The 15,300-nt window shown below is 49.4% G+C and carries 13 protein-coding genes; 7 read left to right on the forward strand and 6 right to left on the reverse strand.

Annotated features, from left to right (window positions below; genetic code table 11):
• The first annotated feature begins 263 nt into the window (after positions 1–263).
• Positions 264–674: a DUF3592 domain-containing protein gene (locus tag MKX74_RS19030; RefSeq protein ID WP_341179445.1), complete on the forward strand. Its 411-nt coding sequence runs from the start codon at positions 264–266 to the stop codon at positions 672–674.
• 241 nt (positions 675–915) lie between these two features.
• Here the strand turns inward: MKX74_RS19030 and MKX74_RS19035 are convergent, their stop codons facing one another.
• Positions 916–3,228 (reverse strand): hypothetical protein, encoded by a 2,313-nt coding sequence (locus MKX74_RS19035; protein ID WP_341179446.1) that lies wholly within the window; start codon positions 3,226–3,228, stop codon positions 916–918.
• Between the two features lie 83 nt (positions 3,229–3,311).
• A complete protein-coding gene (locus MKX74_RS19040; RefSeq protein ID WP_341179447.1) occupies positions 3,312–4,697 on the reverse strand; it encodes an SMI1/KNR4 family protein in 1,386 nt (461 codons plus the stop codon).
• Positions 4,698–4,905: 208 nt separating this feature from the next.
• Here MKX74_RS19040 and MKX74_RS19045 point away from each other — a divergent pair, with 208 nt between their 5' ends.
• The 4 genes from MKX74_RS19045 (at position 4,906) to MKX74_RS19060 (ending at position 7,956) form a co-directional block, all read left to right on the forward strand.
• Positions 4,906–5,643 (forward strand): cyclase family protein, encoded by a 738-nt coding sequence (locus tag MKX74_RS19045; RefSeq protein WP_341179448.1) that lies wholly within the window; start codon positions 4,906–4,908, stop codon positions 5,641–5,643.
• Positions 5,644–5,724: 81 nt separating this feature from the next.
• Complete coding sequence (locus MKX74_RS19050; protein ID WP_341179449.1) at positions 5,725–6,399, forward strand: hypothetical protein; 675 nt, start codon at positions 5,725–5,727, stop codon at positions 6,397–6,399.
• A gap of 58 nt (positions 6,400–6,457) precedes the next feature.
• Positions 6,458–7,027: a DUF1697 domain-containing protein gene (locus MKX74_RS19055; protein WP_341180612.1), complete on the forward strand. Its 570-nt coding sequence runs from the start codon at positions 6,458–6,460 to the stop codon at positions 7,025–7,027.
• 149 nt (positions 7,028–7,176) lie between these two features.
• Positions 7,177–7,956, forward strand: a complete 780-nt coding sequence (locus tag MKX74_RS19060) for a sporulation protein (RefSeq protein WP_341179450.1) — start codon at positions 7,177–7,179, stop codon at positions 7,954–7,956.
• A gap of 258 nt (positions 7,957–8,214) precedes the next feature.
• Here MKX74_RS19060 and MKX74_RS19065 read toward each other — a convergent pair whose 3' ends face one another.
• A complete protein-coding gene (locus tag MKX74_RS19065) occupies positions 8,215–8,796 on the reverse strand; it encodes an NAD(P)H-dependent oxidoreductase (RefSeq protein ID WP_025680925.1) in 582 nt (193 codons plus the stop codon).
• Between the two features lie 106 nt (positions 8,797–8,902).
• On the opposite strand from MKX74_RS19065, the gene MKX74_RS19070 reads away from it, so the two are divergent.
• The gene (locus MKX74_RS19070; protein ID WP_341179451.1) at positions 8,903–9,397 is read left to right on the forward strand and encodes a MarR family winged helix-turn-helix transcriptional regulator; all 495 of its coding nucleotides are present in this window, start codon (positions 8,903–8,905) and stop codon (positions 9,395–9,397) included.
• Positions 9,398–9,758: 361 nt separating this feature from the next.
• The gene (locus tag MKX74_RS19075; RefSeq protein ID WP_341179452.1) at positions 9,759–11,849 is read left to right on the forward strand and encodes a TerD family protein; all 2,091 of its coding nucleotides are present in this window, start codon (positions 9,759–9,761) and stop codon (positions 11,847–11,849) included.
• Positions 11,850–12,117: 268 nt separating this feature from the next.
• Here MKX74_RS19075 and MKX74_RS19080 read toward each other — a convergent pair whose 3' ends face one another.
• The 3 genes from MKX74_RS19080 to MKX74_RS19090 form a co-directional block, all read right to left on the reverse strand.
• A complete protein-coding gene (locus MKX74_RS19080) occupies positions 12,118–13,269 on the reverse strand; it encodes an immunity 26/phosphotriesterase HocA family protein (RefSeq protein ID WP_341179453.1) in 1,152 nt (383 codons plus the stop codon).
• A gap of 39 nt (positions 13,270–13,308) precedes the next feature.
• Positions 13,309–13,929 (reverse strand): SMI1/KNR4 family protein, encoded by a 621-nt coding sequence (locus MKX74_RS19085; protein WP_341179454.1) that lies wholly within the window; start codon positions 13,927–13,929, stop codon positions 13,309–13,311.
• Between the two features lie 416 nt (positions 13,930–14,345).
• The gene (locus MKX74_RS19090) at positions 14,346–15,185 is read right to left on the reverse strand and encodes a (2Fe-2S)-binding protein (RefSeq protein WP_341179455.1); all 840 of its coding nucleotides are present in this window, start codon (positions 15,183–15,185) and stop codon (positions 14,346–14,348) included.
• Between the last annotated feature and the right edge of the window lie 115 nt (positions 15,186–15,300).

Consider the following 15,300-nt stretch of genomic DNA (forward strand, 5'->3'; position numbering starts at 1 on the left):
AGTAAAGAAAGACAAGAATGCGTGAAATTCGGCATGGAAGTCACTCGATCTTCACATTTCGACCTATTGCTAGTAGAGATGGTATACTATTGCCACATAATGGTCACAACATTGCAGATATCTATCCGAGCAATAGACAGACCAGAATACAGATGAATCAGGCATACAATGAATCCGTGCAACACAACACCTGATCCGTGCCTGCTTGAACAGAATAATACAGACATATTAAATTCATACACTGCACTTGGAGGATGATTAATTTGAAAGTCTGGCTCTTTCTCATATTTTTCGCGCTCGCCTGGGCCTTCATGGGACTGGCCTTCGCACTGATTGGTGTAATGCGCAAAAGCAAGGCACGCCACTGGCCGTCCACAAACGGCGTAATTATCAAGAAAGGGCAATTCGCCAAAGATGTTCCCGACCGCTATCCTACCGTCCAATATCAAGTAAATGGCGTACAGTACGAATGTACCTCCTCCGTTCAACATCCCTCTGGCTTCAAGCCGGGAATTTCTGTGTCTGTGCGCTATAATCCTGAGCAGCCAGGGCGTGCGGTCATCAACACTATTGCCCAGAATGGCACTATCTTCGCAAGAATTGGCTATGCCTTCCTTGCGACTGGATTAGTTCTTGCATTGATTGCAGCCGCCTTTACCTGGAGCTCGATATAAGGAATAGTACATTAAGCTGTGTGTCTACTTAAAGCATAGCTCTCGATACTTGGGGACATGAAAGGAACCTCTCATCACAGAGCGGATGCAGTGAAGGTGCAATTAGCTAAAAAGTGCCTGATCCGAAGACTTATGTCCTCGGCATCAGGCACTTTTTCTTTTCGTCAAACGGCCCCGGTATTTTAACCGAATCTGATTTCAGGTTGAATGATCTCGGGGCCATAGTCGTTAGCAGAAGTGATTAGGTAGAATATTGCAGGATCATCGCTTCACGTGAATATTCATCATAGGCGACCCATAGCTCATCACCCGGCACTACGCCGTATACAGGTTCAATGGATTGGTAGATCTTATAGACACTACCACCTCGCTCCACCGAGATATGGGCCAGCGGACGCTCGCTTAAGGTCCCCTCATATTGAACATCTATAACCCTTGCAGCGCCTTGCTTGCCATTCAAGAGTCTCAGCTCCCGGGTATAATCCTCTCTTCTCATGCTGACAGGTATCACAGCACCCTCTTGCAACGAGAGCTCCTTGGGCACGAACATGCTGTTCGTCCTGCGAAGCTGTCCCGATCCGCCCAGACCGTTTCTCTGAGTAGTTGCGCCAAGGGCAGTATGGGCAGTATCGCCAGCAGACATGCTCACTTCCATCACCATGAGCTGACGGTTCTGAATCGTCATCGGATACCGCTCTAGCCGAATGATCTCTCCCTGCATCGTTACCATGTCAGAGCCCTCCAGCCTGGTTACTTGACCATAGCTGATCATTCGAATCAATCCACCGATGACAGCCAGCGTCGCTCGTTCTCCGACTCGGTACTCGAATCCGACAGGCTGCACGACAGGGACAGCGTATTGACGATCATTGGCCCTGAAATGAAGCAATAAAGCTTGCCCTCGGCCGACCTCGCCATATTTATCGATCCGTTCAAGGATTGCGTTGTCTATATTCTGACGCTCTGACTCTGCCGGGATGTCCCCTTCTGTGGCAAATACAGCACGGTTCCGCTTGCGATCATAGCTGATCAGGACAGAATCACCGACACGTACCTCGTTCAGGTACGATATAACCTTCTTGATCTCTACCTCCTTCATCCGCCCCTCATCCTCAAAGCTGATTCGAAAGGCAACCATCGGCTGATGATTGACCTCCAGCCCTGTCTCCTTCATGCTGACAATCGTTCCTTGTCGCATGACACCACGTGCCACTGCACGCGCTTGCTTACGTTGCGCCAGAATGGGAACGAGTACCAGTAATCCCACGGTGAAGACTGAGATTGCAATCCATACCACCCAATTGATCACCAATGCCCCACCTTCAAGCACATAGCTCCAAAAGCTCTGCAACGATATCGTATCCTTGCCTGCATACAACAGCTGTAGAGCCTGTTCAGCGGTTAGCTGCTGGGCCGTCGTCTGTCCCATATGCATCAACCCAAGAGTCTTCTCATCATTTACATAATAGAGAGGCCCGCTTCCAGTAGCTTTGAAAAATTGCAGGGTGGAAGCATTCAGCTCATTGTAGCTAAGCTGCTCGACTAGTGGGGACACATCGGCGAACTCGCCTGTTGATCTCTGCAGCACATAGCCGATGACCTTACCCTGAAGAGGGTCCTTCGCAGAAGAACCGACGATGAGCTCCTCCTCTTCATTCAGCGCGTACACCTTGGCTTGATATACAGGCTGTGGAGTAGGTACAACTCCCCCCCATTGATCAGTGGATGCGTTATAATATTGGGCTTGCTTTGGATAGCTGTCTTCTACCCGAACCCGTCTCGTATTATCCCTACCCAATTGCTTCGCAAGCTCTCCAGCGATTCGGTCTCTTTCGTCAAAATAAGAGGCCTTATCATCTTCTAGCCCCACCGCCGGAAGCCCGTTCTGATCCAGAATACCGCTGATGTAAGCCGTCCTGTCATCAATCAGGTCAGCCTCAAATAATGGAATGGCCGCATCCTGATCGAAGGTCCCGCTCACTTGGCTTACCCGCACAGGTCTAGCTGGCAGCTGCTCTACCTGATTTAGCATGATTTTGGCCAGCTTCCCTTCATGCACCTCAGCCATGAGCAGCTCTTCGCCAGAAGTCTCACCTGCAATAAGAATTCGGTCCTGCCACGTCATGACCCCAGAGGTCAGATAGCTGGGTACTGGCAAGGTGGACATCGCCAACTCACTGACTTCACCAGATGGATGGATGACATTCAGTTGCAAGTCCCTGCCCTCATCGTAGGTGACAATAATCAATTGATCCTTCTGATAGGATACAGCCAGCACTTCATGGACATTGGCCATGATCGTGGTCTCCTGCAGCCGTTGTCCCGTCTCTCCATCGAACATATGCAGCCGCATGCGGATTCGGTCCGGTTCATTTGTCAGTACGACTACCTTGCGCCCTTCATCAAAATAATAGAATGCCTCTGCTTCGGAATTCTTATAAAGGTTATCAATCTTATCCGTGTAATCATTCCACACAAAAATACTTAGCAAAATTACAGGGAATAGAAATATCAGGTTCATGAACAAGCGTCCAAAACTGAACTTACTATTCATTAGTATCTCTCCTTTCATCCACCTGTCAGTTCCCACACAGGTGAATCTTGAACAAAAACCATACGTTCACCTTTGGTCAAGCCTTATAGCCTGCTGTTCAGCTCCTTACGCAGCACACCTCTGACCTGATGCAAGGAAGCCGGAACCTCCCGCTCCAGCTCCTCTAGTGAAGCAAACGGGAACTCCTTCAGTCGGTGAGTTACATTGGAGCGAATATAACCCTCATTCGTAGGATGCTGCACAAGCAATTCCTCGTACACCTCTAGCAGACCCACTTCTACCACCCCATGAAGTGCCTGTAGAGCGGTTAGCTGGACAAAGGATTCGGGTTCCCCTAGTGCACGTATAAAATCCGTAACATACTCGGACTTGGTCTGTACCGGGCTTTTCCCTGCCTGATATAATGACTGTACCCGGAAGTCCTTATCCGGATGAGTGAAGAAAGACAGCACCGAGGGTAGCATATCCGTTCCCGCGGCATCCAGTATATAGCCAGCAAAGCGAAAGGTCTCGATGTCTTCGATCTGTGGTAATAACGCCAACAGCTCCTTTTCAAAGCTATACATCCCTTCCGGCATGGACCATTGAATGCACTGGACAGCTGGCAGCCAGGCTGCTTGATCCACCTCCTGCAGCCACCTGCGGATGACCGGCTCTGCCTCGGCAAAGCGCGACTTCGCCAATACCTGTAGCGCATTGTAGCGAATCTCTTCCGTACTCTCCTGACATAGCCGCAGCAAAAATTCTGCCGTGTCATCATGAATGACCGGCAGCTTGAACATGCCCTTCAGAGCCTGCATCCTTACATCGTCGCTAATCGTCGACGCATAAAGCTGCATCAGCACCCGGTCGTCGCCTCCACGAGTTGTTCCGAACCAGGAGCTGTTGTAACGAGCTATAGTCTCATCCAGCCAGCGCTCGTACCAGTCCAGAAAGCTCTCTTCATAGGTAACGAAGGTCTGGTGACTATCCAAATCCATATAGATTACTTTGCCACGAAGCTCTCCCGTAACGACTAGCATAGTCTCATAGCTGCAGCCCTGCTCACCAATATTCAGCAACCCTTGTGTCATTTCAGCTATGTATTCATCATATTCGGTATCGCTCATCTCATCCGTGTCAGCCTTCACAGTGTAATTAGCATCCTCGATGATCCCATCCAGCAGACTTGTAGATTGAATTCCTGATGGCTTATGGAGCCGTTCCAGCTCCATGGATTGGTTGGTACCTAAAGGGTGAACTCCATAATATGGGCCTGCCCCTCCGTTACCAATGTCTGTCAGAAATGCAGCATAGGACTCTGGTAGGATAATCCCATGTGCCTGCTCGAACTCCTGCAGTTGTGCACGGTGGAGTGGCGGATTTAACTTATAGCGATGGGAACTGGCTCCGAACACCTTGAGTTCCCGGTCTGCTTGCGCAGCAAGCGGAAGCTTAAGCCTAATTCGGTCCAATTGTTCTTTAAACATTTTTTCCACTCCTTTCCTCTTAATTATATTAAACTTCCTCTTAACCGTATAATCTTACTATAGACCTAATTTTCATTGCGGATATTCAAGCAACTGCTCTGATATAAATTACTAATGATAATTATTCACATCTGTATTATGATAATTATAACTTTTATCCAAAGTATTCCTTTTTCTATAATCCAACAAAAATATATGAGGTGATTAGATGTCTAATGAGCTGATCAAGACGTTGCAATGGCTGAAGCAAAAAGAATGGGTCGACCTGACACATACCTTTGGCCCGGATTCTCCCCACTTTCCCGCTTTTGCTGCGGCACAATTCACCACCCTGTTCGACCATGACCAGGGCTTCTTCGCCCAAAGCTTTACCTTCCCTGGACAGTACGGCACCCACCTGGATGCCCCGATTCATTTTGTCCGAGGCAAGCGATACCTGGAAGAACTGGAGCTGAAGGAGCTGGTGCTTCCTCTGATCGTCATTGACCAATCATCTGCAGCCGCTGCCGACCCTGATTTCACTCTGGGTATCGAGCATATTGAGCAATTCGAAGCACAGCATGGTATCATTGAGCCGGGATCATTCGTTGCACTGCGGACGGACTGGAGCAAGCGCTGGCCAAGTCAGGAAGCCTTCGAGAACAAGGATGCCGAAGGCAACAGCCATTCACCAGGCTGGTCTGTGGATGCACTGCGCTTTCTATTCACCGAGCGAAAGATCACAGCCGTCGGGCACGAGACCTTTGATACAGATTCTGCAATAGATGTCAGCAAGAACGGGTCCCTCATCGCTGAGTACTATGTGCTGGAGCAGGATGCCTATCAGGTTGAGCTGCTCACCAATCTGGATCGTCTGCCTGCGAAGGGAGCTGTCATCTTTAACATCGTACCAAAGGCTGCCAAGGCCTCTGGCTTCCCTGTTCGATCCTTCGCTATTTTACCGTAATCACAACGCATTAATGTTGTTCATTCAACTTATATTTTTTCAAGTTATATTCTTCAACTTATCATAGAAAGGATACTACTCATGCACAGCTTTCAGAGCCAGCCGTTACAGCAATCATTGACTGCCTTCATCACACAGCATCACCAATACAATGAAGCCTACGGCCTGTTCCCTGGCAATGAAATACGCTTCTACACGCAGCCAGCTACGCCGCAGATCGATGAGAGGATTCCTATGTCCCCCGAACTGACGGATTTCTACACACACTGCAAGATCAATGATCCTGCAGCGGAAGGCACCAAACGAATGAAGCACGCAACCATCGAGATCGGTGATGGTCCGTTCTTGGACTTTCCTGCGCCCGAGGAGCTATACCGTCAGCAGCTCGGCTACCGCTGGATCACCACGGCAGACCCGAACACACTGGTGACTTCTCCGCACTGGCCTGAGCCTCACGTCGTCATAGCCAACGCTAACAGTGACCCCATCATCGTCGATACCTCTGTCCCGGGCTCGCCCGTGTATGGAGCCATAGAAGGTGGTCAGGCGAAGCTGCTTGCCCGTTCACTCGCTGATTTTTTCCAAGCGCTAGCCATCCTGATTGAAGCTGCTCTGGCGTTCGATGGACAAATAACGGATGAAGACACCTACGAGGTCAAGCCAGATTATGTTAAGCTGATCAAGGAAAAATTGAGTCTCTTACTAGAGGAAGAGATGATCCATCATTTGCTGGATTACTTATCCATAAGTGAATAGTCCTGTCGGTCATCCAGCCTGCAACATATTGAATTCGAATAAAGGTGGCCACATGAAAATGATCTATGCTGCTTTATTAAGGGGAATTAATGTCGGTGGACATAATAAAATCAATATGAAGCTCTTAAAGGGTTCTTTTGAGCGGATCGGAATGAAGCAGGTCACCACCTATATTAATTCTGGCAATATTGTGTTTGCTTCCGATCCGCTGCCTACTACTGAGCTTGCTGTCCAGCTGGAACAGACCATCGCTGCTGACTTTGGCCTCTCCATCCCTGTGTTGATTCGCAGTCTGTCAGAGATGGAGCGAATCATCACCACCCTCCCTGACGAATGGAGCAATGGCGACACCATGAAGAGCGACGTTCTGTTCTTATGGGAGGAGATAGACGACAGCTCAGTGGTGGAGCAGCTTCCGCTTAAGGTCGACACGGCAACCATCCTCTATACACCTGGAGCGGTGCTGGTATCGATCCCCCGCGAGCTGGTGACTCGCAGCGGCATGAACAAGCTGGTTGGTACTCGCTTGTATGCCGCCATGACCATACGCAATGTCAACACGACACGACAAATATACAAGCTCATGCAAGCTGCTGCTCAGCAGGACCCTGCTGAAGACGAGAACTGAATATAGGGATATAAAACAAAGAAAGGGAGCCATACAGCTCTCTTTTCTTTGTTTTATATATTTTTTTTCAAAATGGCCTTCCGAAACTGAAACCTCTAATTTTCTTACGGCGTATCATTGTGTAATAAATCATCAAGGAGGCTAACACAATGTCCATGTTCAAAAAAATGCTCGCCAGTGTTGGGATCGGAGCAGCCCAGGTTGATTTGATGCTCCACGAGTCTCATGTTCGTCCAGGCGACACGCTCACAGGGGTCGTACGTATTCAGGGAGGACGGGTCGAGCAGCAGGTCGACGCCATCTATGCCTTCGTCAAGACCAACTACATAAAAGAACAGGACGACAAGAAATACAACGTGGAGGCCACCGTATCCAAGCATCAGCTTACGGGACCCATGCTGGTAGAGCCTGAGCGCACCTACGAGTTCCCCGTCTCATTCGAGCTTCCAGCGAATACACCTGCTACACTTGGCAGAACGCCTGTCTGGATTCAGACCGGAATGGATATTAAGGATGCCGTAGACCCTAAGGATCGGGATATGCTGCATGTTAGTCCGCATCCTTATGCCGCCGCCGTGCTGGCGGCTGTCGTGGATCACTTGGGCTTCCGGTTACGTGAGGTAACTTGTGAGTACGCACCAAAGTACAGCAGCTCGGGACAGCCTTTCGTGCAGGAATTTGAATTCGTCCCTACGAGTCAATTCCGCAGCGAGCTGGATGAATTGGAGATCTTCTTCACACCTTACGAGCAAGGCATTGAATTGCTGCTGCAAATTGATCGCAAGGCACGTGGGTTATCCGGCTGGCTGGCAGAAGCAATGGATGCGGATGAGCATTTCGTAAAAGTCAACTTTAGCAGCCGCGATATCGAGCAAGGCCCTCCGTTCATCGCGAGTGAGCTGCAGCGACTGATCAGATCGTACGTATAGGCTTTGGCTTCGGCTTCAACATCGACTTCGCCGAGGCAAGATGCTGCCACAGCCGTTTTTCATCACATATCCTAACATTCACAACGGGAGGACATAGGTCTCTCCCGTTGTCTTCGTCTTGCATCCCGCTCTATAACTGCAGCAATTACCAATTAGACTGTACCGAGCTCCGGGGATGATCCATCTGGACACTTGTTATGACTGCCACTGGTCGTGACTGCTCAAGTGCTGCAAGCTTCACATCTGTACTGGCATGGCCTACATCGCCTTAAAGTAGCGATAGATCTGCTCCAGTCGCTTGGACTGCTGACCATTCTTTTTCTCCATCGAGCCAAACTCGAAAAATTTCACCTTCTTGATACCGATATACTGAAACAACGCTCGCTTCATCAATACCTTGTGTGCATTATTCAGCCACAGCAACGGGTATCTCGTCGGTCCCTCCATCGTGGAAATGACTACGACAGATTTATTCTTCAGCAATCCCTCTGGCATGAGCCCTCCAGATTTGCGATAGGCAAAGTTCGTCGACATGATTCGATCTATGTAACCAAGCAGCATGGCAGGCGGACGTCCCCAGAAAATCGGATAGATGAACACATATTGATCTGCCCACAACAATTGCTCTCGATACTCCTTCATCTCCGGGTCCATATATAGATCTCGTCTCCGCTTATGCTCATTAAAGACCAAGCGTGGGTCGAAGTCCTCCTCATACAGATCAAGCACCTTGATCTCGCCAGCACGTGCATTTTCCGTCAGTCCCTGAACGGTCTTCTGCAAGAAGGCATAGTTCAGACTTTGATGATTGGGGTGAGTGTAGATAATCAGGGTTTTCATTTGGCACCTTCTTTGTTATCATTTGATAATAAGCTAACATAATATTCAAATGGTTGTCAATGGATAATTATCATTTGAAAATGAATTTACAACTTGAGGTGACTATATGAACGCCAAAGAAGTACTTTTCCAACAGACGGTGGCTTTCGTAGCCTCGGTGCATCAGGTGCATACCGAATGGACCAAGCTGTTCCCCATGGAGGGCATCACACCGCTGCAATACCGTATTATCGAATATTTGATGGTTCATCAGCCGTTATCACCCAGCCAGATTAGCGCATGTATGGATGTATCCATGCCGAATACAAGTCGTGAGCTCAAGAAGCTAACGGATAAGGGGCTGTGTGTAAAATTCAACGATTCTTCTGATCGGCGTAAGCAGTACTTTCGATTATCTCCAGCAGGCGAGCAATATATGGGACAGGCATTTGCATGTATGCAGGCACAGCTCAGTACACAGCTAGAAAGCTTGAGCGAAGCAGAGCTTGGTCGGATTACGGAAGCGATGCAGCTACTGCAAGCGACCGTGTTCAAGACAGTCAACTTGTCATCTTCTACACCTACGGATGGAGCTTCAGCTGAACATTTTTGGGGTTCGTAATACTTTCGCCATGTTCGTAGCCTCCCGAATACGGCAGAATGAGTACCAAGAGAACGATGCTGCATCGACGATTCGCTCTGCGGATTACAGTTGCCCCGCCTCGCTCCAGGCTATTGCCGTCCTTCCTTCTCTCTATTGATAAGATATAGGGCAGCAGCTCTCCTGGTCATTCCCCATCAGGCTATCGCATATCTTCCTTCTCATCCAACTGATATGGCCATAGATATGCGGGTTCCCTGATGTGGGATTATTATAAAGGTTATGCAAGCGAAAGGAGGCAGCCGTGACTCCCTGCTCTCAGTCATCCCAAGGACCCTGTTCCCAAGGACTTAGCAAGAGGTTCACAGGCTAATAATGATTTATGAATAACAACGATATTTTATTACGTAGACAACGAAAATGGGCTGTACAGTCAGGAAGGCACGAGCTTCCTCTTCCCTATATAGCAACTGCACTTAAGAATATAGAACAACTCGGCTTCACATGTTCCCCTGCCCTGATCAAGGTGCTCTCTACCCTGACTCCAGCTGCTTTCGTAAAGGAATACAAGCAGTTGGTCCGTCAACTCAAGACGCTGGTCGGCGCTAATGTTACTTACACGCCGTTGTTCCCACGCTTCCCGACTGATCTCATTGAAGAGGGCTATGCCAAGCTATACGTGCATAATCTGATGCATTATTTCGGGCTGGCTATGCCTGAGCGTGAACGCACTGCACGCCCGACCCTGATCGATCATCCAGAGCTGAAGGTCATTGAGCTCGGACATCAGGAAGATCTGCCATATCTCATCAGTCAATTAATTCAGGCAGGTACCTCCATATCGGCTACCGATCGGGAGGATATTGATCAAGTCATCGCTTCCACGGAGGATATCTCTTCACTCTTGCCTGCTCATATTCCGCACAAGGAAAATGCCAGCTTCGTTGTTGCTATGCTTCTCCGACACGGTAAGGCGAGTCCTGCGCAGATCGCTCCCTACTTCAAGACGGCTACGGACATATTGCGGCTTGCAGTCGCCCTGTCTGATGGAGATATCAGCCTCGCCCAGAATACCCGCTTCCGCAAGTTCAAGCGTAGTGAGCGACGCTTGTTGCTGGCGCTACTGGAGCAATGCTTGAGCATCACTGAGGATATGCTTCGCTACAAGGAGCCTTGGATTCGACTTGGTGAGATCCTGCATCCATCTGAATACAAGCAGCGTTATCCGCAATGCTTCGCCGCCTTTGATCTGTTGCGTAACAATCGTCCGTATGCTACCTTCGGAAGCAAGGTTGAACTGGCACTCCGCTGGCAACAGACCGATGATGCTCTGCTGCTGCTTGCGGAGCGTCCAGGCGAGCTAGCGCGTAGATTGGATCACCTGCTGCGCACACACCCGGAGCCCTATTTCGTAACCGAGCTATTTGGTGACGTCATAGATCAGATATCGACGCCTACACTGCTCCAGCTCATTACGCATTTTACGCACCGCAACGATGAACGGGCATGGCGAACCTTTTTTCCAAAAGGAAATACCGCCAAGGCCTACACCGTACCCAATCTTCTGCCAAAGCTGGATACCACACTATGTGCTACATTGATACATCTCATCCGTCAAGCCCTGCTGGATCGCTTCGCTGAGCTTCCATCACTGGGCAAGGTCTACATTGATGAGCAATTAAGACAGCATATGGTGCCATTCTCCCAACGCTCTGCCAGTAAATCGCTGCGCACACTCGTTCGCGGAAGCCGGGTGAGCCTTCCCGAGGGAAATACCGTGCGCTTCTTCCTGTGGTGGAAGGAAGGCGTCGTGAACGGCAAGCCGACTGGCCGCGTGGATATTGACCTGTCTGCAACGCTATTCGACACAGACTGGAACTACATGGATCATATTTCATACACACATCTAAGCTCACGGAAATTCAATGCTGCGCATAGCGGTGATGTCGTTACCGCTCCGAACGGGGCCTGCGAATTCATCGATCTGGACATCGAATCTGTGATTGGTAATGGTGGTAGATATGTACTTACCTCTCTGCATTCCTTCAATAGCCAGCCGTATTGCGATCTGCCAGAATGCTATGCAGGCTGGATGATGCGCAAGCGCCCAGGCTCAGGCGAGGTCTTCGAGCCGTCTACGGTGCTAGACAAAGTGGATATTACCTCCGATACACAGATTGCGGTTCCAGTCATTCTCGATCTGGTGGAGCGCACAGTCATCTGGTGTGATCTGACGTTCACAAGGGATGTAAGCCATCGCAACAATCTGGAGGGGCATCTGTCCGGCCTCGCTCTAACTGGATATACAATGGCGAACTTACGCAAGCCCAATCTGTACGATCTCTTCCTCCTTCATGCAGAGGCACGCGGCCAGCTCGTGGCTGCACCGGAAGAAGCGGACCTTGTATTCTCTGTTCACTCCGGCATCACCCCTTTCGATCTGGAGACGATTATGGCTCAATATATCGCTTAGCTTATAGGTATCTGCTCCATTCTCACCAGTACAAGTAAAGGGCTGCTCCCAAGTGCCTCAGCACAGGAAACAGCCCTTTTATTATGTACTCATGTCCCCATAGAGTTATGTCCTCTTGGAGCTACGTCCTCATATACTAATACCTTGAGCAGCTATACTCGCACTACCTTGGTACTCATGTACTGATAAGCCTTCTTCGTACAATCACTTGAGTACAATCACTTGAGTACAATCACTTGAGTACAATCTCATCGCTCAATCCTGCTACTCAGCGCTTCCCGTATGTTCGGGCCACATAGTCCAAATACTGCACTCGTGTAAGTCCACCTGTCCGACTGTTGAATTCGTCATAGGAGGTTTCTGCCGGGAAGCCATATTCCGCCAGAGCCCTGCCGCGCTCCACCTGATACACGGCATTATCCAGCGCATGGGACCAGCTCCTTTTCTCTGGAGCCCCAAAAAAATCCGAATGCAATCCTGCATACACGCCATGGTTCAAAAATTGAAGTCCCGACTTGAAGTCAGTCTCCGCAGCCAGCTTGGACACCGTGCCAAGCCCCCATGTCAGCTCATAATGCTGCTCCTCCCCTGTGAATCGGGCCTGCTGTCCATATCCCATTGGGAACAGCACATCATCCTCTGTCAAGGTCTTATGAGCTACGTATTCATAAGCACCGCGCAGGAATCGATCATCCATTACGATCCATGTCTGCTCCGATAACGGAGCGGCAATAATCTCCTCCATGGAAGGGTTCCGGCTCGTGGTCTTATATAGATAAGGCCGTACGAAAAGCGGCATGGTCATCACACTGTTCCAGATGCTCTCTTTGCCAAATAGCTTATCCTTTTGCATGCGGCGCAGATCTCCAATGACAAGTACATAACCATCGGTATGCAGGTCCAGCTCTACCCGGAAAATATCGCCCGGAGTTGCCTTATACTGCTGATTCTTCATATACTTGAGTCGCTCCAGCTTGCGTTCATAATCACCAGGAACAATCTCCGGCAGGCACTTCAGCCACGCTACGATCTCATCCTTGTCCTTCAATTGCTTGTAATTGGAGAATGGCAAGCTTACAGAATTCCTGTTATTCACAGCAGAAATATAGCTTGTCGAATCTCTTTCACTGATGCCTGTCGAGAAGGTAACCCCCTCTGCCTTGTAGCTGCTGACGCTGGTATAATTGAGCTTCTTCTCCTTGCCCCTAGCCGTCTTGGGCAATACAAACTGGCGCTCTCGGGTAAGTATCTCAACATCGGCCTCAGTATACGAAGCATTACTTACGCTGATTCGCTTTCTTATCACTTCGCCATCGAAGCATACCCAGAAGCCCTTGCGTAGCTCCGCCTGCTCCCAATGCTCCTTCAGCGGTTCCAGCCCAACATAATGACGTATTTCATTCGTCAGCCATGCTTCCATTCGCTACCACCTTCCTAGCCACTAACTTGACGTATATCATTATTGTTGCGTCACCTTGGCCAATGACTGATCTAGCCACAGCTCATACCAATCCAGAAAATTCAGCCTATCTTTATTACCAAAATATTGATCAGGATAAATTCCGCCGCTATTCCCGCGGTCATCTACCCAAATCTCTCCATAGGAATTCCCATTCACGATCAGGTTCATCGTTACACCGCAGCCAAAATTGCTGATACGCAGCATTCCCGCAGAGTGCCGATCACTGAAGTACTCCTCATCCTTGGCCGCACTCTCGTCCTCATCTACATCATCCTCGAACCAATCCACTTCCGGGTTCCAGGTCTCTGTATAAGGAAATTCCCCCGAGATATCATTCGGTAGATCCTTGTAGTCCAAATCTACATAGATGCCTTCCTCAGGCTTCTCCAGTCCATAATATGGTCCAGCCCCGCCTGCACCGATCTCCATCAAGAAGGCTTTGTAATCCTCCGGGAGACTTACATTCCAGTCGGACTCCAATTGCCGAATTTCTTCAGGTGTCTTGACAGGGTCCAGCTCATAATCATGGCAATCGGCTCCGAACACAGCAAGCTCCGTGTCCGCTTGTCTGAGCTGATGGAGCTTGGAGCTAATCCGTTGTAGCTGCTCTTTATACATCTGCTTCACCCATCCTCAATGTAATACTCTAGCTATATACCATCACGAACATACCACCACGAACAATAAATTTACCGAAAAAATTTCATGTTACAACCACAATACTTATAGTTTATCAGATTTCTAGCCTCCATGATTAGGGCCCCCAAGGACTACCTCGTTCAAGTTAAACGTTCGCAAACCTTACAAAGCCAATAAGCCCCTAGACCCACTCTCCTAGACGGGTGGTACCCGAGGCTTGAACATCATGCATGTAAGACATGAATGTGCTTCATATTTTATTTTCTTACGTTCTTGTTCTACAGCACTCTATTGCTCTTATGCCGCAGTGCTCTCAAGCAACGACAAACTACAGATTTACGTTTGCAATCGCATCTCTTATCGCGGGTCTCACAGGCTGGTTACGCTATTGTCTGTCATGTCTGCTTCGTGCAGTATTCTTCGAATTTGTGCTGTCGCTGCTTCCGGGTCAGACGCGGGCAGGTATAGCAATAATCCTGTCCTTGCACCCGATAAAATTGACAGCAGGCGCTCTTCATCACAGTTAGCCGGTTCGGTACCAGCGGCTCCAAATGAACAATCTTAACGGCAAATGGATTCCGGCGGCAGCCAAAAACCTGAGGTGCATCTGCCTCGTCCCTCAGCAGCTGGTAATCGCCCTTCACCCGTTCCCGCAGATCGGGCTCATCCAGTTCCTCGGCCAGCCACTGCTGCTCCCGATAGAAGCGGCTCGGCCATTGCCCCCAAAGCTGTGTCTCGGCAATGCCACTCACCTCGGCAAGCTGCTTCAGCAAGGGTGCCAACTGGCCTTTATAGAGGTCCATCCATTGCTGTCTGAGCCAGTTCTGCCTTGCTTCGGCGTCGAGCGGACCCACAGTTTCATCCCAGCGCTCCAGCACAAAATCCACTCTAGCCCGTCCATTATGCTCCCATAGACGCAGCGATAGATTCGGAAGAGAGAAATCAGCAGCCGTATTATATATAGATAACCCATATTGCAATGCCAGTGGAATGGCACCGACCCAGCCAGCAGTAAATGCAGCAGCTACTTGACGATCCTCCGCCCGCGCAATGCGGGTGTAGTGATCCAGGTAGTCTGCTACCAGCCTGGGGTCGAGCAGGTCTGTCAGTCTGTATAAAGCTTTGTCATTATGCGCCATTGCTCGCAGAGCTTCGTCCGGGGACAATTGATTGATGTCAGCACGGAGGGTAATCCCATACTCTTTACTAAGCCGCGTGTCCTCACATAGCCTCATGATCCTTCTCCTTTCGGATCGAGCCAATCCTCACCATTTCTCTATTGATATTGATTATCAATGAAATTATAAGAAAAAGCAGGGCCAGGGAACATGGACTTTAGCGTTCACTATC

This window comes from Paenibacillus sp. FSL K6-1230 (genome assembly GCF_038002385.1).
Classification (GTDB): Bacteria; Bacillota; Bacilli; order Paenibacillales; family Paenibacillaceae; genus Paenibacillus; species Paenibacillus massiliensis.